Origin of the sequence: Pseudomonas sp. NBB, from assembly GCF_032701105.1 — a bacterium.
GTDB lineage: Bacteria > Pseudomonadota > Gammaproteobacteria > Pseudomonadales > Pseudomonadaceae > Aquipseudomonas > Aquipseudomonas asiatica.
Genome location: NZ_CP103994.1, coordinates 5,610,205 through 5,632,342, shown reverse-complemented (window position 1 = coordinate 5,632,342; position 22,138 = coordinate 5,610,205). Strand labels below are relative to the sequence as shown.

Here is a 22,138-nt window from a genome sequence, read left to right as displayed (position 1 = left end):
TCTGCGTAGAGAGAATTCCCGATGCGCCATAGCTGGCCCATCGCTACCCTGAGATAGCCGTCTTCCATGTTTGGTTCCAACGACGACAAAAAAGCGCCAGCCGAGGCTGGTGAGAAGAAAGGCCTGTTCAGCTGGTTTCGCAAGAAACCGCAGCAACCTGTGGCAACGGGCGTGCCCGCGAATGAACCCCCAGCCGTCGAGCAGCCTGCAGCCGCTCCGGTCGAAGGGGCTACCGCCGAAGCGCCACAGGCCCCTGAACCCGTTCAGGCCCCTGCGGCGCCACAGCTGACAGAACCGCAGCAGGTCGCCGCACCCGTCCAATCCCCGGTGGTCGAGGCCCCTGTCCCCGAACCGCTTGCTTCCCAACCGTTGCAGGCCCCTGAACCCGAGCCGGTCGCTTCCCAGCCGCTGGTGGCACCTGCACCGCGGCCGGTCGCGTCGATGCCCTTGCAGGCGGCCCCGATCGAGCCAGCCCCTGTCGAGGCGGCCCCGGTCGTCGAACCGGCCGCGCCGGTCAGCAACCTGGTGCTGCCGGTTGCTGAAGAGCCCGTGGCTCTGGTGCCGGATCTGGAGCCGAAAGCGCCGCCCGCCATCCCGGAACGCCCTGCACCAGAGCCTGCTGCCCCTGTGGCTGCAGCCCCGGTCGCCGTGCAGGCCGAGCAGGCCAAGCCCGGTTTCTTCGCCCGCCTCAAGCAGGGCCTGTCGAAGACCAGCGCCAGTATCGGCGAGGGCATGGCCAGCCTGTTCCTGGGCAAGAAGGTCATCGATGACGACCTGCTCGACGAAATCGAAACCCGCCTGCTGACCGCCGACGTTGGTGTGGAAGCCACTTCCACCATCGTCCAGAACCTGACCCAGAAGGTTGCCCGCAAGCAGCTGGCTGATGCCGATGCCCTGTACAAGTCGCTGCAGGAAGAACTGGCTGCGCTGCTGCGCCCGGTCGAGCAGCCGCTGGTGGTGCAGGCGCAGAACAAACCCTATGTGATTCTGGTGGTCGGTGTGAACGGCGCCGGCAAGACCACCACCATTGGCAAACTGGCCAAGAAGCTGCAGCTCGAAGGCAAGAAAGTGATGCTGGCTGCTGGCGACACCTTCCGTGCCGCTGCAGTCGAGCAGCTGCAGGTGTGGGGCGAGCGTAACCAGATCCCGGTAATCGCCCAGCACACCGGCGCCGACTCTGCTTCGGTGATCTTCGATGCCGTACAGGCCGCCAAGGCCCGTGGCGTCGACGTGCTGATCGCCGACACCGCTGGCCGCCTGCACACCAAAGACAACCTGATGGAAGAGCTGAAGAAAGTCCGCCGGGTCATCGGCAAGCTCGACGCCGAAGCGCCACACGAGGTGCTGCTGGTACTCGATGCCGGCACCGGCCAGAACGCCATCAGCCAGGCCAAGTACTTCAACCAGAGCGTCGAACTGACCGGCCTGGCCCTGACCAAGCTGGACGGCACTGCCAAGGGCGGGGTGATCTTCGCCCTGGCCAAGCAGTTCAAGCTGCCGATCCGCTTCATCGGTGTCGGTGAAGGCATCGACGACCTGCGTACCTTCGAAGCCGAGCCGTTCGTCAAGGCTCTGTTCGCCGAGCGAGACTGAACATGATCCGATTCGAACAGGTTGCCAAGCGCTATCCCAATGGTCATGTGGGTTTGCATGAGCTGAGTTTCCGGGCGCGCCGGGGCGAATTCCTGTTCGTCACCGGCCACTCGGGCGCGGGCAAGAGCACCTTGCTGCGCCTGCTGCTGGCCATGGAGCGCCCGACCAGCGGCAAGCTGATGCTGGCCGGGCAGGACCTGGGCCAGATCAGCAACTCGCAGATCCCGTTCCTGCGCCGGCAGATCGGCGTGGTGTTCCAGAACCACCAGCTGTTGTTCGACCGCACGGTGTTCAACAACATCGCCTTGCCGCTGCAGATTCTCGGCCTGTCCAAGGCCGAGGTCGCCAAGCGCGTGGACTCGGCGCTGGAGAGAGTGTCGCTGGCCGACAAGGGCGAGCTGTTCCCGGCCGACCTGTCCACCGGGCAGCAGCAACGGGTGGGCATCGCCCGCGCCATCGTTCACCAGCCAGCCCTGCTGCTGGCCGACGAACCCACCGGTAACCTCGACCCGCGCCTGGCCGCGGAGATCATGGGGGTGTTCGAGGACATCAACCGCCTGGGTACCACGGTATTGATCGCCAGCCACGACCTGGCACTGATTGCGCGCATGCGCCACCGCATGCTGACCTTGCAGCGCGGCCGCTTGATCGGCGATGGGGAGGCCGGGCAATGAGCACTACACGTACGCCGAAGGTTTCCGAGCGGGTTGCGCCGAAGCCGGCCGACCCGCAACCGGCGAAGAAAAAGCACGACGACGATGACGGCCCGGATTTCCGCACACTGCTGCATGCCTGGCTGGAAAGCCACCGTGCCAGCATGGCCGACAGCCTGCGCCGGCTGGGCAAGCAGCCGATCGGCAGCTTCTTCACCTGCCTGGTGATGGCGGTGGCGCTGAGCATGCCCATGGGCCTGTCATTGCTGCTGAAGAACGTCGAGAAGCTTGGCGGCTCGTGGCAGCGCGCCGCACAGATCTCGCTATACCTCAAGCTCGATGCCGGTAGCCGCGAAGGCGAGGCGCTGCGCGACGAGATCAAGGGCATGCCCGGTGTGGCCGACGCCCAGTATGTCAGCCGCGAGCAGGCGCTGGAGGAGTTCCAGCAACAGTCCGGCCTGGGCGAAGCTCTGCGTGAACTGCCTGACAACCCGCTGCCCGGCGTAGTGGTGGTGACCCCGACCGAAGTCGACAAGCCGGCCCTGGAAGCCTTGCGTCAGCGCCTGTCGGAGCTGCCGCGGGTGGAAGTGGCGCAACTCGACCTGGTATGGGTCGAGCGCCTTGCGGCCATCCTCAAACTGGGTGACCGCTTCGTCTTCGGCCTGGCCGTGATGCTGATTTCTGCCCTGCTGTTAGTAATCGGTAACACAATTCGTCTACATATTGAAAACCGCCGTACCGAGATCGAAGTGATCAAGCTGGTCGGTGGTACAGACGCCTACGTACGCCGGCCTTTCCTTTACATGGGCGCACTGTATGGCCTGGGTGCAGGGGTGATTGCCTGGGGTATCCTGGCGTTTGGCCTGAACTGGCTGAACGAGGCGGTGGTAGGGCTTTCCGGGCTGTACGGCAGCGACTTCGCCCTAGGTGGGGTGCCGGCGTCCGATGGTCTGTCGCTCTTGATCGGAGCGGTGCTGTTGGGGTATATCGGTGCATGGATCGCAGTGGCCCGCCATCTGAACGAGCTGGCGCCGCGATAGTTTTTACGTGCCAGCATTGACAAATTATTCACCATGGAACTTGTACCGTCGTTCCAGGTCAATGTTGGCAGCGCCCACAAGGCGCGAGTTCTGTAAGTCGGAGGTTCTTGAATGACCACATCGTTGCAACCTGCCTATGCCCTGGTACCTGGTGCAAACCTGGAAGCCTACGTGCACACGGTCAACAGCATCCCGCTGCTGACTGTCGAGCAGGAGCGTGATCTGGGCGAGCGTCTCTATTATGAGCAGGATGTCGAGGCCGCTCGTCAAATGGTGATGGCCCACCTGCGTTTCGTCGTACATATCGCCCGTAGCTATGCCGGCTACGGGCTGGCCCAGGCCGACCTGATCCAGGAAGGCAACGTCGGCCTGATGAAAGCCGTCAAGCGCTTCAACCCGGAAATGGGCGTGCGCCTGGTGTCGTTCGCCGTGCACTGGATCAAGGCAGAGATCCACGAGTTCATCCTGCGCAACTGGCGCATCGTCAAGGTGGCCACCACCAAGGCCCAGCGCAAGCTGTTCTTCAACCTGCGCAGCCAGAAGAAGCGTCTGGCCTGGCTGAACAACGACGAAGTGCACCGCGTGGCGGAAAGCCTGGGCGTGGAGCCACGTGAAGTGCGCGAGATGGAAAGCCGCCTCAGCGGCCAGGACATGGCGTTCGACCCGGCAGCGGAAGCTGACGACGACAGTGCCTTCCAGTCGCCTGCGCATTACCTGGAAGACCACCGTTACGACCCGGCGGTGCAGCTGGAGGATGCCGACTGGAGCGACAACTCTACCAGCAACTTGCACGAAGCATTGCAAGGGCTGGACGAGCGTAGCCGCGACATTCTCTACCAGCGCTGGTTGGCGGAAGAGAAGGCCACGTTGCATGAACTGGCGGACAAGTACAGCGTTTCGGCTGAGCGGATTCGCCAGCTGGAAAAGAATGCGATGAACAAGGTCAAGGCGCTGATCGCGGCCTGATCGAGCCCTGGCTGCAAGGAAAAGCCGCTGGCCCGCATAGGGTTAGCGGCTTTTTTTTGTGCAAGATTTACCGGCCTCTTCGCGGGCGCGCCCGCTCCCACAGGTACTGCACAGGCCTCAGGGGTAATGCTGGCCCTGTGGGAGCGGGCGTGCCCGCGAAGAGGCCCTCAAGGCTTGCGCGAAGTGTCGAGCTGCATCAGGTAGCTGGGCCCACCCAACTGGCTCATCTGCCGGCGTATCCAGCCGGCCCGGCTGGCCACATAGGTGCTCGGCCGGCTGGCGCTCCACTTGATCGGGCTCGGCAGCACCGCTGCGAGCTGCGCCGCCTGCTGGCGGCTAAGCCGGCTGGCATCGACGCCAAAGTGGTAGCGCGCTGCCGCCTGGGCGCCAAACACACCTTTGCCCCATTCGGCACTGTTCAGGTAGACCTCGAGAATCCGCTCCTTCGACCACAACAGCTCGATCAACGCGGTGAACCAGGCCTCCAGGCCTTTGCGGAACCAGCTGCGCCCGGACCACAGGAACAGGTTCTTGGCCACCTGCTGGGTCAGGGTGCTGGCACCGCGAATGCTGCCGCCGCGCTCGTTGTAGGCCAGCGCTGCCTGGATGGCCGGGATGTCGAAGCCCCAGTGGTTGGCGAACTTCTGGTCCTCGCCGGCAATGACCGCGACCTTGAGGTCGTCGGAGATGTTCTCCCACGGCTCCCAGTCGCGCTGCAGGTCGATCGGCTCGCCATTCACCCAGGACTGCACCTTGCGCTCCACCATCAACGCCGTACCGGGTGGTGGGATCCAGCGGAACACCAGTACCAGCACGATGCTGCCGGCAGCGAACCAGAGCAGGGCGCGAGAGAGGCGGCGGAGAAGGGTTGGCAGCATGGCGATGGCTTGGCCGTACGGGTGGAAGGGGCCATTATACAGACCCGATCCAAGGAGTCGTCCCATGCTTCGCAGCTTCCTGATGCTTGCCGCCTTTTTCGGCTTCACCGGTGTCGCCCTGGGCGCTTTCGCCGCCCACGGCCTGAAAAGCCGCCTGACGGCCGACTACCTGGCGATCTTCCAGACTGGTGTGACCTACCAGTTGGTACATACCCTGGCCATCTTCGCTGTCGCCGTGCTTTCGGTGCACCTGCCAGGGCGCCTGGTCGGCTGGGCTGGCGGCCTGTTTGCCCTGGGGATAGTGCTGTTCTCCGGTAGCCTGTACCTGCTGACCCTCAGCGGCCTGGGCAAGCTCGGCATCATCACCCCGCTTGGTGGCCTGTGCTTCCTGGCCGGCTGGCTGTGCCTGGGCCTGGCAGCCTGGCGGCTCGGTTGACCGAGTGGTCCACAATCGCGACTAATGGCGTGCAGCGCCCTTGGGTTGCAGGGCGGTTCAGCGCTAGAATGCGGGCCCCCAAAGAACAATGGTGGCCGTGCGCATGCGCATTCAACTGAACGGTGAACCTTACGAATTGCCCGCTGGCGAAAGCGTCGCGGCCCTGCTGGCCCGCCTGGAGCTGACCGGGCGCCGCGTCGCGGTGGAACTGAACCTGGATATCGTGCCGCGTAGCCAGCACGACAGCACGCTGTTGAACGACGGCGATCAGGTCGAAGTGGTCCACGCCATCGGTGGCGGCTGATTCTGGCCGGCGATTCACCTGCAAGCCCAGCAACCTTTTCCCGAGGAACAACCATGAGCAACGTTCGTAGCGACAAGCCCTTCACCCTGGCCGGGCGTACTTTCCAGTCGCGCCTGCTGGTCGGTACCGGCAAGTACCGTGACATGGAAGAAACCCGCCTGGCCATCGAAGCCTCGGGTGCCGAGATCGTCACCGTAGCCGTGCGCCGCACCAACATTGGCCAGAACCCGGGCGAGCCGAACCTGCTCGATGTGCTGCCTCCGGACCGCTATACCATCCTGCCGAACACTGCTGGCTGCTATGACGCGGTCGAAGCCGTGCGCACCTGCCGCCTGGCCCGCGAACTGCTGGATGGCCACAACCTGGTCAAGCTGGAAGTACTGGCCGACCAGAAAACCCTGTTCCCCAATGTGATCGAAACCCTCAAGGCCGCCGAAGTGTTGGTCAAAGACGGTTTCGATGTGATGGTCTACACCAGCGATGATCCGATCATCGCCCGCCAGTTGGCCGAAGCCGGTTGCATTGCGGTCATGCCGCTGGCTGGCCTGATCGGTACCGGCCTGGGTATCTGCAACCCCTACAACCTGCAGATCATCCTGGAAGAGTCCAAGGTGCCGGTGCTGGTGGATGCTGGTGTGGGTACTGCGTCCGACGCCACCATCGCCATGGAAATGGGCTGCGAAGCTGTGCTGATGAACTCGGCCATCGCCCACGCCCAGCAGCCGGTGCTGATGGCCGAGGCCATGAAGCACGCCATCGTCGCCGGTCGCATGGCCTACCTGGCCGGCCGTATGCCGAAGAAACTCTATGCCAGCGCCTCTTCGCCGCTGGATGGTCTGATCAAGTAAGAGCCCCTGATGACTGAATCGCACGATACGCCGATCACCCCCGACGGCGAAGCCCGCCCGCACCGCCGCATCAAGAGTTTCGTGATGCGCGCCGGGCGCATGACCGAAGGCCAGCAACGTGGCCTGGAGCAGGGCGGCCCGCTGTACATCCTGCCGCTGGCCGACAGCCCGGTGGACTACGACCAGGTGTTCGGCCGCTCGGCGCCGCGCACCCTGGAGATCGGCTTCGGCATGGGCCATTCCCTGCTGGAAATGGCTGCTGCCGCGCCTGAACAGGACTTCATTGGTGTGGAAGTACACCGCCCGGGTGTTGGTGCGCTGCTCAACGGCGTGCTGACCCAGGGCCTGAAAAACCTGCGGGTATATGACTGCGATGCCATCGAAGTGCTGAACCGCTGCGTGGCGGACAACAGCCTCGACCGCCTGATGCTGTTCTTCCCCGACCCATGGCACAAGGCGCGCCACCACAAGCGCCGCATCGTCCAGCTGGAGTTCGCCGAACTGGTACGGCGCAAGCTCAAGCCCGGTGGCGTGTTCCACATGGCCACCGACTGGGAACCGTATGCGGAGTACATGCTGGAAGTGATGAGCGCTGCCCCGGGCTATCGCAACCGTGCGGCCGACGGTACTTACGTGCCACGGCCGGAAGAACGCCCGATCACCAAGTTCGAGCGCCGCGGCGAGCGGCTGGGGCATGGGGTTTGGGATTTGAAGTTCGAGAAGGTGGATTGACCGGCTGATACGGCCTTTCGATTTGCCGATGCCTGCAGAAATGCAGGCGAAAAAAAACCGCCTTTGAAAGGGCGGTTTTTTATGTGAGCAACAGGACTGAGTATCCTTCGCTCTGAGGTTTCACAGAAAACCCTCACACAGTTGGCTGATCATAGGCAGCGTAGCGGGGGAACGTCAATGCTCAGAAATATCCGGCATCACGTGTGTCGGAGCGGTTAACAGTCTTGGGTGAGCATTCCAAGTATCATCGCGCTGCTCCTGTGTGGATGAAATCAGTGATGGGCCGGGTAGGAGAAGAATTCTGCTTTCCGGCCCCTTCGACACGGCCTGAGAACCGTGCCGGTGCACCTCTCGAAGGGCCATTGACCTGGCCACTTCACAGAAGACTCTCACACAGTTTTTGAAGGCATCGAAGTACCGGTTAGATGCTGGAAGATTGGCCCGCCAACACGGAGGCCAAGGCATATGAAGCGTTTGCTTGATGCGCTGAGCCGCGTTTGGACGTTCATCCGGATCTTGACTGTGCTCAAGACCGTTCGGGACTTCATGCGCGATCACTTCGATGATGCCCAGTAAGGGCTAGTCAGGTGGTAGGGCTGCCCTGGTTCTCCGGGGCAGCTTTTACAACCCATCTCTGTACTCGCCAGATTACGCGGTCATTGTAGGAGCGGCCTTGTGTCGCGATGGCCCGCGTAGCGGCCCCAGGATGTCAGCGGTGAGGCAGCAATTGCTGGGGCCGCTTTGCGGCCCATCGCGACTCAAGGCCGCTCCTGCAAGGTTCAGTGCAAGGCCGTGGCTCAGCCCCGTCGATCCGCCACCACCCCGATCAGCACCAGTACCACCAGCAGCACCGGCGCCAGCGCGTAGTTGTTGAACTGGCTCAGCCCTTTCACCACCCAAGGCGTGGCATAGATCAGCGCCGCACCGCTGCCGATCATCACCAGCAAGGCCATGAACGGTACGCGCAGGGCGCCCGCCAGGCCGCCCAGGCGCTGTTCCACCCAGCCCTTGATATCGGTGCCGAACAGCACCAGCAGGCAGCCTACCAAGGCCAGTGAAATCTCCGACAGGTTGCTGCGGCTCCAGCGAGAAACCGTCGCGAGCAGATCAAGTACCAGATCCATGGGTCATCCTTAGGTCAAGAAATACTGCAGCAGGTCATTGAGGAACAACTGGCCCCTCGGCGTGGCCACCAGCCGATCCGGTTCGACCTGCAAAAGGCCCTTTTGTTCGGCAGCGCGGCGTGCCTCGCGCAGTTGTGCCAGCGGCAAACCGGTGCGTTGGGTGAACAGTTCGGCTTCCACCCCATCGGTCAGGCGCAGGGCGTTCATCAGGAACTCGAACGGCAGCTCGTCGACTGGCAGTAGCTTTTCGCCGGCCTTGAACGGCTTGGCCAGGTTCAGGTAGTCCTTGGGCAGGCGGGTCTTCCAGGTGCGCAGGATGCGCCCGTCGGCGAAGGTCAGCTTGCCGTGGGCACCAGCGCCGATGCCGATGAAGTCGCCAAAGCGCCAGTAGTTGAGGTTGTGCCGGGCAGCGCGCCCCGCTTGGGCATAGGCCGAGACTTCGTACTGGCGGAAGCCGTGTTCGGCCATCAGTGCCTGGCCGGCCTCCTGGATATCCCAGAGGATGTCGTCCTCGGGCAGCTCGGGCGGCTGGTTCCAGAACACCGTGTTCGGCTCCACGGTCAGCTGGTACCACGACAGGTGCGTTGGCCCCAGGTCGATGGCCTGGCGCAGGTCGCCCAGCGCGTCGTCGAGCGACTGGTCGGGCAGGCCGTGCATCAGGTCCATGTTGAAGTTGTCGAAGCCGGCGGCGCGCGCCATGCCGGCGGCGCGGACCGCTTCATCGCCATTGTGGATACGCCCCAGCGCCTGCAGTTTGGCTGGCTGGAAGCTCTGCACACCGATGGACAGACGATTGATACCGGTTTGCCGGTAGGCCTTGAACTTGTCCTGCTCGAACGTGCCCGGGTTGGCCTCCAGGGTGATTTCGATGTCCGGTGCAAACGGGATACGTTGTTCCACGCCACGCAGCAGCCAGCCAAGGGCGTCGGCACTGAACAGGCTGGGGGTACCGCCGCCGAAGAAGATTGAGCTGATCGGCCGGCCTTGCACGGCAGCCAGCTCCTGGTCGAGGTCGGTCAGCAGGGCGGCGACGTAGGCATCTTCCGGCAGTTCAGGCCCGGCAGCGTGGGAGTTGAAGTCGCAGTAAGGGCATTTGCGTACGCACCACGGGATGTGGATGTACAGCGCCAGCGGCGGCAGGCTGGTGAAGCCCGCCGCGCCGGGGTTGGACAGCGTTTCGATCATGCCAGGCCCAGACGTTGGCGCAGCAGGGCCATGGCGCGGGCGCGGTGGCTGAGCTGGTTCTTGTCCACAGGGGCCAGGTCGGCGCTGGAGCAGCTGCGCTCCGGTACCCAGAACAGCGGGTCGTAGCCAAAGCCGTGCTCGCCACTGGCCTCGAACATGATGCGCCCGTGCCACAGGCCTTCGCACAGGATCGGCAGCGGGTCGTCAGCATGGCGCACCAGTGCCAGGACGCAGACGAACTGTGCGCCGCGCTCGGCTTCAGGCACGTCTTTCAGTGCTTCGAGCAGCTTGGCATTGTTCGCCGCATCACCCTTGCCGTCTGCATAGCGCGCCGAGTAGATGCCCGGCGCGCCGCCGAGGAAGTCCACCGCCAGGCCCGAGTCGTCGGCCAGGGCCGGCAGGCCGGAAATGCGTGCGGCGTTGCGCGCCTTGAGGATGGCGTTCTCGACGAACGACAGGCCGGTTTCTTCCGGCTCGACCTGGCTGAACTCACCGATCGAGCGCAGTTGCACGGACGCGCCGAGCATGGCCTGGAGTTCCTTGAGTTTGCCGGCGTTGTGGCTGGCCAATACGAGTTGCTGGAAATTCATCATTCGCCTGGGAACACTTCCTGGTTGAAACTGAGGGAGTTGCTGATGCCGCCGGTTTCGATATTCAGGTCGAAGGTGACGGTTTCTGGCTGGTCGATCTTGAACTGGGCAATGTAGTACACCGCGCCCTGTTCGGTGATCTGCTTGAACGACAGCGGGCTGCTGCGCCCGGTCAAGTCCTTGACCGTGCCGCTGACCACCGCCATGGCGGGCTTGTTGGCCTTGAGCACGGCGATGTTGAGTACGCCCTGGTTCTTGCTGCGTACCAGGCCGGTGGCTGCGGCCACCTCCGGTGTAAGCATGCTCGAGGTGAACGCGCTGTAGTGCACCGTCACGTCGCCAAACACTTCCTTGCGCTCGGGGCGGGCAGCATCGGCAGCCAGTACCGGCAGGGCCAGGCACAGGCTGATCAGGAACAGGGCTAGGCGACGCATGGGGTGATTCCTCCGGTGGGCGTCAGACCGCGAGCTGATGTTCTTGCAGGCCCGGGCTGCTGACACGATAGATGCCGATCTCACCTAGAAGATTAGGCCAAAGCCGGCCAGCCCACCCGTTGCGGTGCAAGTGGTCGACTGCCAGGCGGTCTAGCACCTTGGCGCGGCGCTCGTGGCACAGCTCTTCGAAGTCGGCAAAGGTGCAGAAGTGGATGTTTGGCGTGTTGTACCAGGTGTACGGCATGAAGTCCGAAACCGGCATGCGGCCTTTGGTCGCCAGGTACCAGCGGCAACGCCAGTGGCCGAAGTTGGGGAAGGTGATGATGCACTGGCGGCCCACGCGCAGCATCTCGTCCAGAATGCGGTCGGGGTACTCCACGGCCTGCAGGGCCTGGGTCATGATCACCACGTCGAAACTGTTGCTGGCGAAGTTGCCCAGGCCCTTGTCCAGGTCCTGCTCGATGACGTTGACGCCCTTGGCCACACAGGCCGCGATGTTGTCGGCGTCGATCTCCAGGCCATAGCCGGTGACCTGCTTGCGGTCGCGCAGCGAGGCCAGCAGTTCGCCGCTGCCGCAGCCCAGGTCGAGTACCCGGCTGCCGGCGGGGATCCAGTCGTGGATGATTTCCAGATCGGCTCTCATGCTGTCCTCAGATGGCAATGCGGTTCATGTAGTTCGAGAAACCCTGCATGTAGCGAGGCGTGGGGATCAGGAAGGCATCGTGCCCGTAAGGCGAGTCGATCTCCAGGTAGCAGACATTCTTGCGCGCGGCCATCAGGGCGTCGACGATCTCGCGCGAACGGGCCGGGGAGAAGCGCCAGTCGGTGGTGAACGACATGATGCAGTAATCCGCCTTGACGTGGGCCAGGGTGGCTGCCAGGTCGCCGCCCTGGGCGGCGGCGGGGTCGAAGTAGTCCAGCGCCTTGGTCATCAACAGGTAGGTGTTGGCGTCGAAGCGCCCGGAAAACTCCTCGCCCTGGTAGCGCAGGTAGCTCTCGACCTGGAATTCGACGCTGTGGAAGTCGTAGTTGAGCTTGTCGCTCTTCAGCTCGCGGCCGAATTTTTCACCCATCGAGTCATCCGACAGGTAGGTGATGTGGCCGACCATGCGCGCCAGCATCAGGCCACGCTTGGGGATCACGCCCTGGTCCTGGAACGAACCGCCGTGGAATTCGGGGTCGGTGAGGATGGCCTGGCGTGCCACTTCATTGAAAGCGATGTTCTGTGCCGACAGCTTGGGCGCCGAGGCGATGTCGACGCAATGGCGCACGCGCTCGGGGTAGCTGATGGTCCACTGCAGCGCCTGCATGCCACCCAGGCTGCCACCGACCACGGCGGCCCACTGCTGGATGCCCAGGCGCTCGGCCAGGCGCACCTGGCTGTGCACCCAGTCTTCCACGGTCAGCACCGGGAAGTCGGCGCCGTAGGGCTTGCCGGTGGCCGGGTTGATGCTGCTGGGGCCGGTGCTGCCGTTGCAGCCGCCCAGGTTGTTCAGGCTGACCACGAAGAAGCGGTTGGTGTCGATCGGCTTGCCAGGGCCGATACAACTGTCCCACCAGCCCGGCTTGCGGTCGGTGGCGGCATGGTAGCCAGCGGCATGGTGGTGGCCGGAGAGGGCATGGCAGATCAGCACGGCGTTGCTCGCGCTGGCGTTCAGGGTGCCATAGGTCTCGTAGACCAGTTCGTAACTGGCCAGGGAGCGGCCGCAGGCCAGGGCCAGCGGTTCATCGAACCGGGCGGTTTGCGGTACTACCAGACCGACGGAATCTTCGGGAAAGACAGTGGACATCGACCCTGCTCACGCTTGACGGAGGCGTAAGTCTAAAGAGCGCTACCCCCAGCGGCAAGCAGAGGCTTGTCGCTGGAAGCAACCAGAGTCAGGTGGGGCTCAGATCATCCGCCACAGCTCTTGTGGCATGCCGGCGTAGGCGGCCAGAGGCGGCATGACGAACGACTGGATTACCTGGATCGCGAGGAAGGCGAAGATCGGCGAGATGTCCATGCCACCCAGGTTGGGCACGATGCGGCGGAACGGTGCCAGCACCGGTTCACTGATCTGGTAGGCCAGCTCAGCCGCCGGGTTGTGGCTGTTGGGAGCAACCCAGGACACGATCACCATGACGATCATCGCGACCCAGAAAATCTTCAGGAACAGCGAGGTGATACCGATGATGGCCCACATCAGCAGGTGCAGGATGTCACCGAAGGTCCCGTAGGTGACCATCAGCACGAAAGCCATCAGCAGCGCCTGGATGACCACCGACAACAGCAGCGACGAGGTATCCAGCCCACCAACGCTGGGGATGACTCGGCGAATCGGCTTGAGCAGCGGCTGTGTGGCGCGCACGGCGAACTGGCACAGCGGGTTGTAGAAGTTGGCCTTGACCAGCTGCAGGACAAAGCGCAGCAGGACGATCACCAGGTACAGGCTGACCAGGGTTTGCACCACGAAGATCGCGGCGCCGGACAGTGCATTCATCTGAAGCTCCTTATTTGCCCAGTTGTTCGGCCAGCTCGGCGGAACGTGTAGCCGCAGCCTGCAGCGCCTGTTCGACGATGGCTTCGAAGCCGCTGGCCTGGAACGACTTGATCGCCGCTTCGGTAGTGCCTGCAGGCGAGGTGACTCGGCGGCGCAGTTCGGCAGCGTCGACATCGCTGGCAACCGCCATGCGTGCGGCGCCCAAGGCTGTCTGCAGGGTCAGCTGGGAGGCAGTTTCACGTGGCAGGCCAAGCTTTTCGCCTGCCGCGGTCATGGCTTCGATCAGCAGGAAGAAGTACGCCGGGCCGCTGCCGGAGACTGCCGTCACGGCGTCCAGTTGCTGCTCCTGCTCGAGCCACAGGGCGGTGCCCACGGCCGACAACAGTTGCTCGGCCTGCTGGCGTTGTTCGCTGGATACTTCCGCGGTGGCGTACAGGCCGCTGACGCCCTGGCGCAGCAGTGCCGGGGTGTTGGGCATGCAGCGCACGAAAGGGCGAGCGCCGACCCAGCTTTGCAGGCTGGCGCAGGTGATGCCGGCGGCAATGGAAACGATCAGCTGGCCTTCCTGCAGGTTCGGTTGCAGGGCCTGGCATACGGCTTTCATGACCTGCGGCTTGACCGCCAGCACGATGACGTCGGCGCCATCGATGGCCTGGGCGTTGTTCTCGAAGGTTTCGATGCCGTGCTCGGCCTGGATGCGGCTGCGGGTCTCGGCGCCCGGGTCGCTGGCGCGGATCTGCGAGGCGTCCAGGCCCTGGGCACGCAGACCACCGATCAGGCTGGCGGCCATGTTGCCGGCGCCGATAAAGGCAATACGAGTCTTGCTCATGTCAGGTCCTTGTAGGAAAGAGTGAGTAAAGCATGGAATCAGGGCTGCCCGTAATCGCGGGCACCGAACAGGGCGGTACCGATACGCACCCAGGTCGCACCCTGTGCAATGGCCGCTTCCAGATCGTGGCTCATGCCCATGGACAGAGTGTCCAGACCAAGGCCAAGGCCTTCCTGCAACTGGCGCAGGGTGGCGAAGGCGGCTTCCTGGGCGGCGCGGTCATCAGTGGGTTCGGGAATGGCCATCAGCCCGCGCAGGCGCAGGTTGGGCAGTGCGGCTACCGCTTTGGCCAGGGCCGGCAGGTCGGCAGGGGTGCAGCCGGATTTGCTGTCTTCGCCGCTGACGTTCACCTGCAGGCAGATGTTCAGTGGTGGCAGACCGGCCGGGCGCTGCTCCGAGAGGCGTTGGGCGATTTTCAAGCGGTCCACGGAATGTACCCAGTCGAAATGCTCGGCGATGGCTTTGGTCTTGTTCGACTGGATGGGGCCGATGAAGTGCCAGATCAAGGGCAGGTCGCCGAGTGCCTGCTGCTTTGTCAGCGCTTCCTGTAGGTAGTTTTCCCCGAAATCGCATACGCCGGCGGCGTGGATTTCGCGGATGGCGCTAGCTGGCTTGGTCTTGCTCACGGCCAGCAACTGGACGCTGGCCGGATCACGCCCGGCAGCCTGGGCAGCGCTGGCGATACGGGCGGAAATAGCGGAAAGGTTGTCTGCTAGGGTGGACATGGACTGATGCCGGCGGCTGGAGGGTTTGCGGCATTCTACCTACTTGAAGGCCTTTGGGGAGTCTCATGGATGTGACCGACCTGTTGGCCCGGGCCGTGGATGCGGGGGCTTCCGACCTGCACCTGGCGGCGGGCCAGTTACCGATGTTGCGCCTGGATGGCGAGCTGCAGCGCATGGCCCTGCCGACCTTGGGTCCGGTCGCCTTGATCGAGGGCATGGCCCCCATGCTGGATGAAGACCAGCGCCGACAGTGGGCCCAGGGTGATGAGCTGGACCTGGCGCTGGAATTGCCGGCGCTAGGGCGCTTTCGGCTGAATCTGTTTCGCCAGTTGCACGGCCCTGCGGCCACCTTTCGCCTGATCCCGGGGCATATCGCCACGCTCGATGAACTCGACCTGGGCGATGTGTTTCAAGCTGTTGCGCAGTGCCGAGATGGCTTGATCCTCGTCGGTGGGCCGACCGGCAGCGGCAAGTCCAGCACCTTGGCGACACTGCTTGACCAACTGAACCGCGATCGGGCTCTGCATATCATCACCCTCGAAGACCCTGTCGAAGTTATCCACAGCAGCCAGCGCAGCCTGGTCAACCAGCGTGAGGTCGGCCGCCATTGCGGTGGGTTCGCCCAGGGGCTGCGCAGTGCCCTGCGCCAAGACCCGGATGTGATCATGATCGGTGAGCTGCGCGACCTGGAAACCATTCGCCTGGCCTTGCGTGCGGCTGAGACCGGGCACCTGGTACTGGCGACCGTGCATACCCGTTCGGCGGTGAGCAGTATTGACCGGTTGGTGGAGGTGTTCGCTGCCGAAGAGAAGCCGTTGGTGCGGGCGATGCTGGCCGAGTCGTTGCGCCTGGTGGTAGCGCAGGTGCTGGTCAGGCGCGCGGGCGGAGGGCGGGTTGCTGCGCGGGAAGTGCTGGTGGTGACGCCAGCGGTGCGTAACCTGGTTCGGGAAGGGCGGATGGCGCAGTTGTGTTCGGTGATGCAGGCGGGTGGTGCGGACGGGATGCGGACGATGGAAGGGGCGATGCGGGGGTTGAAGGAGAGGGGGCTGATCAGCGATCTATAGTGCCTGTGCTGGCCCTTTCGCGGGTAAACCCGCTCCCACATGGATAACACAGCCTTCGAATGCTGTGGTGTACCTGTGGGAGCGGGTTTACCCGCGAAGAGGCCCGGACAGGAGAGCGCCGATCAGATCAGCGCTTGGCCAGGCTCAGTTGCTGCTGTTCTTTCGGCAGCACTCGCTTGGCCACCACGTAATGCTTCTGCCAGTAAGGCTTGCTCAGGGTGTCGATGCTTACCCGCTTGCCACGGCGTGGAGCATGGATGAAGCGGTCGTTGCCCAGGTAGATGGCAACGTGGTTCACCCGACGGCTCTTGATGTTGAAGAAGATCAGGTCACCTGGCTTCAGGTCACCCTTGGCTACCTTGACGCCGTGGCCCTGGGCCATGGCATTGGAGGTGCGCGGCAGGTCGACGTCGGCGACGTCGTTGAAGGCGTATTTGACCAGCCCGCTGCAGTCGAAGCCTTTCTTCGGGCTGCTGCCGCCCCAGACATAAGGGGTGCCGAGCACATTCACCGCACGGCTGAGCACATCGCTGCTCTGCTTCGGCGACATTGCCGCGACTGGCACACCGGGCACGCCGCGGCTGTTGGCGGCATTGCTTGGACGGGTGCGCATTGCGGTCTGCTTGACCGGTGCATGTTTTACCGAGGCATTGGTGGTGTAGCCGGTAAAACCATTGGGAAGACGTTGCTCACGATTGGTGGCGTGGGCGGCCAGGGGCAATAATAGGCAGAGGGTCAGCCATGTCTTGAGTAAAGGCGGCATAGATGAAGCTCTTATGAATAGTTATGTGTTGGGCGCGCAACTTTATAACAGCTTTTTGATCAATCTTTGATCCGTTGGTCGATTGTCCAGGTGCCGTACGTCGGCCTGCGACGAGAAAGTCACATTTTTTCTTAGAAAATTTTCGGATAACCCACGGGGGCTATGAATGAACAGTTATCAACAGGGGGCGCCGTTTCACGACACCCACAGCAAGACCATTGGCTACCTGCTATGGATTTTCGGCTTTACCGGGTCGCATCGTTTCTATTACGGCAAGCCCGTAACCGGCACTATCTGGTTCTTCACCCTGGGCCTGCTGGGCATCGGCTGGTTGATCGACCTGTTCCTGATCCCGTCCATGGACCGTGAAGCCGACCTCCGGTTCCAGTCCGGGCGCATTGACTACAACATCGCCTGGATCCTGCTGACCTTCCTCGGGGTGTTTGGTCTGCACCGGCTGTATCAGGGCAAGTGGATCACCGCGATCATCTACTTCTTTACCGGCGGGCTGTTTCTGGTGGGGGTGCTGTACGACTTCTGGACGCTGAACAGCCAGGTTTCCGAGCGGAATGCGGGGCGGGGTTGAGGACACAGGGGGCGCAAAGCGCCCCCGAATTCCAGGTTACTGACGGGTCTGCCGCTGTTGCAGCAGCAGGTTGCTGAAGCCTGCCCCGGCCAGTTGCTTCTGCGCCCCGGTCAGCTGCTCGCGGTTGCTGAACGGCCCCACCAGCACGCGGTACCAGGTTTCGTCCTTGACCGTGCCCGACTCTACCTTTACCGACTGCCCCAGCAGGATGATCTGCGCGCGCACCTTGTCAGCATCGGCCTGCTTGCGGAACGAGCCGGCCTGCAGGAAGAACTGGGTGGTCGCCGCCGGCTTGATGACTGGCGGTGCCGGTGGCGGTGTCTGGCCCATCAATGCTGCCTGGGCTCGCGCCGTGTCGATCTTTGCCGCTTCGGCTGGCGTCACCGGGGTCACCGGCTGGGCCGGGACGGGTGGCGTCTTCTCTGGTACGGCCTCCGGCGGTACGATCACCTCGGACTCCGGCAGCAGCGTGTAGAAGTCGTACTTCGGCTTCACCGGCTGCTGCGGAGTGGGCTGCGCCGACTTGCCGGCTTCGGCCACCTTGTCCGCTTTCTGCTGCTCCGGCTTGGTGCGCTTGATGTCTTCGCCACCAGGCTCGAGCTTCATCAGGAACACGATGAACGCGCCTACGGTCAGGCCGACCGCCAGCCATACCCAACCGGGAATCGGCTGCTTGGCCGGCGCCGTCTGGCGGCTGGCGCCGCGTTTGGGTGCAGGTTTTTTCTTGGCAGCCAACTTACATGCGCTCCAGGGTTTCCAGGCCGAGCAGTTCCAGACCTTGCTTGAGGGTGCGGCCGGTCAGGGCCGCCAGGCGCAGGCGGCTCTGCTGCTGCTGCGGGGTTTCGGCGGCAAGAATCGGGCAGTTCTCGTAGAAGCTGGAGAACAGGCCGGCCAGGTCGTACAGGTAGCTGCACAGCACGTGCGGCGTACCCTTGTCGGCGACGTTGTTGAGGATTTCGCCAAACTGCGCCAGGCGCGCGGCCAGGTCCTGCTCGTGGGCAGCCTGCAGCACAATGTTGCCATCGACTTCATCGAAGCCTTTGCCCAGTTTGCGGAATACGCCGGCCACGCGGGTGTAGGCGTACAGCAGGTAAGGCGCGGTGTTGCCTTCGAAGTTGAGCATCAGCTCGAAGTTGAAGCTGTAGTCGCTGGTGCGGTGCTTGGACAGGTCGGCGTACTTCACAGCGCCGATGCCAACCACTTCACCGATGTGGCGCAGTTCTTCGTCGGCCAGGCTCGGGTTCTTTTCCTTGACCAGCGCGTAGGCGCGTTCCTTGGCCTCGGTGAGCAGGTCGATCAGCTTCACGGTACCGCCGTCACGGGTCTTGAACGGGCGGCCGTCGGCACCGTTCATGGTGCCGAAGCCCATGTGCTCCATCTGCATCGGGTGGCCCACGAAGCCTGCGCGGCGTGCAACTTCGAACACCTGGTTGAAGTGCAGGGCCTGGCGCTGGTCGACGAAGTACAGGGCGCGGTCCGCCTTGAGGACGTTGCTGCGGTAGCGCACGGCGGCCAGGTCGGTGGTGGCGTACAGGTAGCCGCCGTCGGCCTTCTGCACGATCACCGGCAGTGGCTCGCCTTCGCTGTTCTTGAACTCGTCGAGGAACACGCACTGGGCGCCCTGGTCTTCGACCAGCAGCCCCTTGGCCTTGAGGTCGGCGACCACGTTGGCCAGGTCGTCGTTGTAGGCGCTTTCACCCATCACGTCGGCCATGGTCAGCTTGACGTTCAGCAGCTCGTAGGTCTTCTGGCAGTGCGACAGCGAAATGTCCTTGAAGCGCGTCCACAGGGCCATGCAGTCCGGGTCGCCGGCCTGCAGCTTGACCACCAGGCCACGGGCACGGGTGGCGAACTCTTCGGATTCGTCGAAGCGCTTCTTGGCGGCGCGGTAGAAGTTTTCCAGGTCCGACAGCTCGTCGCTGGTGATCGGGTTTTCTTCCAGGTAGGCCAGCAGCATGCCGAACTGGGTGCCCCAGTCGCCCACGTGGTTCTGGCGGATCACGTCATCGCCGAGGAACTCCAGCACGCGCGCCACGCTGTCACCGATGATGGTCGAACGCAGGTGGCCGACGTGCATCTCCTTGGCCAGGTTGGGTGCCGACATGTCGATCACAACCTTTTGCGCAGGGCCGGCCTTGCGCGCGCCCAGGTGGGCGTCGGCCAGTGCGGCATCCAGGCGGTTGGCCAGGGCGTCGGTGTTCTGGAAGAAGTTGAGGAAGCCGGGGCCGGCGATTTCGACCTTGCTGATGTCGGCGCTGGCCGGCAGGGCATTGATCAGTTTCTCGGCCAGGTCGCGCGGCTTCATGCCGGCCGGCTTGGCCAGCATCATGGCGATGTTGCTGGCGAAGTCGCCGTGGGTCTTGTCCCGGGCGTTTTCCACCTGGATCGCCGGCGACAGCCCTTCAGGCAGCACACCGTCGGTGACGAGTTGGGTGAGGGCTTGCTGGATCAGCTGGCGAATGGTGTCTTTCATGGGGATCTCTTTTCGACCGCAAGCGCGGTGGAGCGCTTGGATGCGCAGGTGGAAAAACTGGGCATTATCCGTGGCTGGGGGCGGGTTGCCAACCTTTGGGGCTGCAAAGCAGCCCGCAGGATCAATAAAGGTCTACCGGGTCGACATCCAGCGACCACCGCACCTGGCGCCCGCTCGGCATCTGCTCCAACACTAGCAACCAGGCGCTGATCAGTCGATGCAAAGGCGCCCGCGTATTGGCCTGTATCAACAGTTGTGCGCGGAAGCGCCCGGCGCGGCGCTCCATCGGTGCTGGCACCGGCCCCAGCAGCTCGATGCCAGGTAGGCGCTGTTCGGCCACCAGGCGCTCGGCGGCGGCGCAGGCCTCGTCGAGGAAACCTTCGGCCTGCCCGGGCTTGTGCGCTTCGGCGCGTAGCAGCGCCAGGTGCGAGTAAGGCGGCAGCCCGGCGGCGCGGCGTTCGTCCAGGGCCTGCTCGGCGAAGGCGAAGTAGCCCTGCTCGGTAAGCTGCACCAGCAGTGGATGGTCGGCCAGGTGGGTCTGGATGATGACCTTGCCGGGCTCTTCGGCCCGCCCGGCCCGCCCGGCGACCTGCACGATCAACTGTGCCATGCGTTCGCTGGCACGGAAGTCGCCGGAGAACAGCCCGCCATCGGCATCGAGGATGGCCACCAGGGTCACCCGCGGGAAGTGATGGCCCTTGGCGAGCATCTGGGTGCCGACGAGGATGCTCGGCTGGCCGCGCTGGATGGTGCTGAACAGGTTGTGCATGGCGTCCTTGCGCGCGGTGCTGTCGCGGTCCACACGCAGGATCGGGTAATCCGGGAACAGCACTTTCAGGCGCTCCTCGGCACGCTCGGTGCCGGCGCCGACCGGGCGCAGGTCAACATGGTTGCACTGCGGGCACTGCTGCGGCAGGCGCTCGTCATAGCCGCAATGGTGGCAGCGCAGCACGCCGGAGCGCTGGTGCACGGTCATGCGTGCATCGCAGCGTGGGCATTCGGACAGCCAGCCGCAATCATGGCACAGCAAGGTCGGGGCGAAACCGCGGCGATTGAGGAATACCAGCACTTGCTGGCCTGCCTCCAGGGTTTGGCGGATGGCCTGCTGCAGTGGGCCGCTGATACCGCTGTCCAGCGGCAGGCTCTTCACATCCAGGCGCAGCATGCGTGGCGGGCGGGCACCGCCGGCGCGCTGGTTCATGCGCAACAGGCGGTAGCGACCGGTCAGGGCATTGTGCAGGGTTTCCAGCGATGGCGTGGCGGAACCGAGCAGGATCGGGACGTTTTCCTGGTGGGCGCGCACCAGTGCCAGGTCGCGGGCGTGGTAGCGCAGGCCTTCCTGCTGTTTATAGGAGCCGTCGTGCTCCTCGTCGATGATGATCAGGCCGGGGTTCTTCATCGGCGTGAACAGTGCCGAGCGGGTGCCGATGATGATGTCGGCCTCGCCGTCCCGGGCTGCCAGCCAGGCATCCAGGCGTTCGCGGTCGTTCACCGCCGAATGCAGCAGGGCGATGCGGGCGTTGAAGCGCTGCTCGAAGCGGGCCAGGGTCTGCGGGCCGAGGTTGATCTCCGGGATCAGTACCAGGGCCTGCTTGCCGGCTTCCAGTGTTTCGCGGATCAGTTGCAGGTACACCTCGGTCTTGCCGCTGCCGGTGACACCGGCCAGCAGGAAGGCGCCAAAGCCGCCAAAGCCTTCGCGCACGGCGTCGAAGGCATCGCGTTGCTCTTCGTTGAGCGGTAGTTCCGGCTGTGCCAGCCAGTGTTCGTGGCGCAGTGCCGGCAGATGGCGGCGGACCTCGATCTGCACCAGGTCCTTGGCCAGCAGCAGGTCCAGGCTGTCCTTGTTCAGATTGAGCTTGGCCAGGAGGCTATGGGCCACGCCGTGCGGGTGCTGGGCCAGGGTCTTGAGGGCATCGCGCTGGCGCGGTGCGCGGGCGATGCGCGGGTCTTCCAGGCGGGCGCCGGGGGCGACGTGCCAGAAGCGCTCCTGACGCATCTCGGAGGGTTCGCCCTGGCGCAGCAGGGTCGGCAAGGCCCAGCTCAGGGTGTCACCCAGGCTGTGCTGGTAGTACTGGGCGGTCCACAAGCACAACTTGAACAGCGACGGCGGGATCGGTGATACCGGGTCGAGCAGGGCGCTGGCCGGCTTGAGCTTGTCGGCGGGCACTTCGCTCTGCTCGCACACCTCCACCAGCACGCCGATCATTTCGCGGCGGCCGAATGGCACGCGAATGCGCATGCCCGGAGTCAAGGCCTGGCGCGCCATGCTTGCCGGCGCCTTGTAGTCGAACAGGCGACGCAGCGGGGAGGGCAGGGCAAGGCGCAGGATGACGTCGGACACGCGGAAAGTCTCGGAGGGCGTTTCAAAGACTGGCGAGCCTAGCAGACGACGGTCGGTGCAAGCGACAACTTGCGTTGGCGTGATGCTCTGGTAT

Annotated in this window: 24 protein-coding genes; 10 read left to right on the top strand and 14 right to left on the bottom strand. The window is 63.9% G+C overall.

Annotated elements, in window-relative coordinates; translation table 11 throughout:
- Positions 1-66: 66 nt before the first annotated feature.
- From ftsY to rpoH, 4 genes are all read left to right on the top strand, one after another.
- A complete protein-coding gene (ftsY, locus tag NY023_RS25935) occupies positions 67-1,593 on the top strand; it encodes a signal recognition particle-docking protein FtsY (RefSeq protein ID WP_024087859.1) in 1,527 nt (508 codons plus the stop codon).
- A 2-nt stretch (positions 1,594-1,595) separates the two neighbouring features.
- Positions 1,596-2,267 (top strand): cell division ATP-binding protein FtsE, encoded by a 672-nt coding sequence (ftsE, locus tag NY023_RS25930; RefSeq protein ID WP_013974630.1) that lies wholly within the window; start codon positions 1,596-1,598, stop codon positions 2,265-2,267.
- Positions 2,264-3,286 (top strand): permease-like cell division protein FtsX, encoded by a 1,023-nt coding sequence (gene ftsX, locus NY023_RS25925; RefSeq protein ID WP_013974629.1) that lies wholly within the window; start codon positions 2,264-2,266, stop codon positions 3,284-3,286. The genes ftsE and ftsX overlap by 4 nt, the downstream gene beginning before the upstream one ends.
- Positions 3,287-3,397: 111 nt before the next feature.
- Entirely contained in the window at positions 3,398-4,252 is an 855-nt protein-coding gene (gene rpoH, locus NY023_RS25920; protein WP_003249083.1) for an RNA polymerase sigma factor RpoH, read from the top strand.
- A gap of 167 nt (positions 4,253-4,419) precedes the next feature.
- Here rpoH and mtgA read toward each other — a convergent pair whose 3' ends face one another.
- Positions 4,420-5,130, bottom strand: coding sequence for a monofunctional biosynthetic peptidoglycan transglycosylase (gene mtgA / locus NY023_RS25915; protein WP_013974628.1), 711 nt, complete (start codon positions 5,128-5,130; stop codon positions 4,420-4,422).
- 64 nt (positions 5,131-5,194) lie between these two features.
- Here mtgA and NY023_RS25910 point away from each other — a divergent pair, with 64 nt between their 5' ends.
- From NY023_RS25910 to trmB, 4 genes are all read left to right on the top strand, one after another.
- On the top strand, positions 5,195-5,566 hold the full coding sequence (locus NY023_RS25910; RefSeq protein WP_013974627.1) for a DUF423 domain-containing protein: 372 nt from the start codon (positions 5,195-5,197) through the stop codon (positions 5,564-5,566).
- Between the two features lie 103 nt (positions 5,567-5,669).
- Positions 5,670-5,870: a sulfur carrier protein ThiS gene (thiS, locus tag NY023_RS25905; protein ID WP_003257817.1), complete on the top strand. Its 201-nt coding sequence runs from the start codon at positions 5,670-5,672 to the stop codon at positions 5,868-5,870.
- A gap of 53 nt (positions 5,871-5,923) precedes the next feature.
- Positions 5,924-6,718, top strand: a complete 795-nt coding sequence (locus NY023_RS25900) for a thiazole synthase (protein WP_013974625.1) — start codon at positions 5,924-5,926, stop codon at positions 6,716-6,718.
- A gap of 9 nt (positions 6,719-6,727) precedes the next feature.
- Complete coding sequence (trmB, locus tag NY023_RS25895; protein WP_013974624.1) at positions 6,728-7,450, top strand: tRNA (guanosine(46)-N7)-methyltransferase TrmB; 723 nt, start codon at positions 6,728-6,730, stop codon at positions 7,448-7,450.
- Between the two features lie 797 nt (positions 7,451-8,247).
- On the opposite strand, the gene NY023_RS25890 is transcribed toward trmB, so the two are convergent.
- The 9 genes from NY023_RS25890 to NY023_RS25850 form a co-directional block, all read right to left on the bottom strand.
- Positions 8,248-8,574 (bottom strand): DUF3392 domain-containing protein, encoded by a 327-nt coding sequence (locus tag NY023_RS25890; protein ID WP_003257821.1) that lies wholly within the window; start codon positions 8,572-8,574, stop codon positions 8,248-8,250.
- A 9-nt stretch (positions 8,575-8,583) separates the two neighbouring features.
- Positions 8,584-9,759: a radical SAM family heme chaperone HemW gene (gene hemW, locus NY023_RS25885; protein WP_013974623.1), complete on the bottom strand. Its 1,176-nt coding sequence runs from the start codon at positions 9,757-9,759 to the stop codon at positions 8,584-8,586.
- The gene (rdgB, locus tag NY023_RS25880; protein ID WP_003257822.1) at positions 9,756-10,352 is read right to left on the bottom strand and encodes an RdgB/HAM1 family non-canonical purine NTP pyrophosphatase; all 597 of its coding nucleotides are present in this window, start codon (positions 10,350-10,352) and stop codon (positions 9,756-9,758) included. The genes hemW and rdgB overlap by 4 nt, the downstream gene beginning before the upstream one ends.
- A complete protein-coding gene (locus tag NY023_RS25875; protein ID WP_013974622.1) occupies positions 10,349-10,783 on the bottom strand; it encodes a DUF4426 domain-containing protein in 435 nt (144 codons plus the stop codon). The genes rdgB and NY023_RS25875 overlap by 4 nt, the downstream gene beginning before the upstream one ends.
- Positions 10,784-10,805: 22 nt before the next feature.
- Positions 10,806-11,426 (bottom strand): methionine biosynthesis protein MetW, encoded by a 621-nt coding sequence (gene metW, locus NY023_RS25870; RefSeq protein WP_013974621.1) that lies wholly within the window; start codon positions 11,424-11,426, stop codon positions 10,806-10,808.
- Between the two features lie 7 nt (positions 11,427-11,433).
- A complete protein-coding gene (locus NY023_RS25865) occupies positions 11,434-12,573 on the bottom strand; it encodes a homoserine O-succinyltransferase MetX (protein WP_013974620.1) in 1,140 nt (379 codons plus the stop codon).
- A gap of 99 nt (positions 12,574-12,672) precedes the next feature.
- On the bottom strand, positions 12,673-13,263 hold the full coding sequence (locus NY023_RS25860; protein WP_013974619.1) for a YggT family protein: 591 nt from the start codon (positions 13,261-13,263) through the stop codon (positions 12,673-12,675).
- Positions 13,264-13,273: 10 nt separating this feature from the next.
- Positions 13,274-14,092: a pyrroline-5-carboxylate reductase gene (gene proC, locus NY023_RS25855; RefSeq protein WP_013974618.1), complete on the bottom strand. Its 819-nt coding sequence runs from the start codon at positions 14,090-14,092 to the stop codon at positions 13,274-13,276.
- A 38-nt stretch (positions 14,093-14,130) separates the two neighbouring features.
- Positions 14,131-14,817 (bottom strand): YggS family pyridoxal phosphate-dependent enzyme, encoded by a 687-nt coding sequence (locus NY023_RS25850; protein ID WP_013974617.1) that lies wholly within the window; start codon positions 14,815-14,817, stop codon positions 14,131-14,133.
- A 65-nt stretch (positions 14,818-14,882) separates the two neighbouring features.
- Between NY023_RS25850 and NY023_RS25845 the strand changes: the two genes are divergently transcribed.
- A complete protein-coding gene (locus tag NY023_RS25845; RefSeq protein ID WP_013974616.1) occupies positions 14,883-15,881 on the top strand; it encodes a type IV pilus twitching motility protein PilT in 999 nt (332 codons plus the stop codon).
- Between the two features lie 127 nt (positions 15,882-16,008).
- On the opposite strand, the gene NY023_RS25840 is transcribed toward NY023_RS25845, so the two are convergent.
- A complete protein-coding gene (locus tag NY023_RS25840; RefSeq protein WP_013974615.1) occupies positions 16,009-16,644 on the bottom strand; it encodes a C40 family peptidase in 636 nt (211 codons plus the stop codon).
- A gap of 166 nt (positions 16,645-16,810) precedes the next feature.
- Here NY023_RS25840 and NY023_RS25835 point away from each other — a divergent pair, with 166 nt between their 5' ends.
- Positions 16,811-17,230 (top strand): NINE protein, encoded by a 420-nt coding sequence (locus NY023_RS25835; protein ID WP_013974614.1) that lies wholly within the window; start codon positions 16,811-16,813, stop codon positions 17,228-17,230.
- Positions 17,231-17,266: 36 nt separating this feature from the next.
- Here NY023_RS25835 and NY023_RS25830 read toward each other — a convergent pair whose 3' ends face one another.
- The 3 genes from NY023_RS25830 to NY023_RS25820 form a co-directional block, all read right to left on the bottom strand.
- A complete protein-coding gene (locus tag NY023_RS25830; protein WP_003257831.1) occupies positions 17,267-17,965 on the bottom strand; it encodes an SPOR domain-containing protein in 699 nt (232 codons plus the stop codon).
- Position 17,966: 1 nt separating this feature from the next.
- Positions 17,967-19,703 carry an arginine--tRNA ligase gene (gene argS, locus NY023_RS25825; protein WP_013974613.1) on the bottom strand — a complete coding sequence of 579 codons (1,737 nt, stop codon included), beginning with the start codon at positions 19,701-19,703 and terminating at the stop codon, positions 17,967-17,969.
- A gap of 121 nt (positions 19,704-19,824) precedes the next feature.
- A complete protein-coding gene (locus tag NY023_RS25820; RefSeq protein WP_013974612.1) occupies positions 19,825-22,044 on the bottom strand; it encodes a primosomal protein N' in 2,220 nt (739 codons plus the stop codon).
- Between the last annotated feature and the right edge of the window lie 94 nt (positions 22,045-22,138).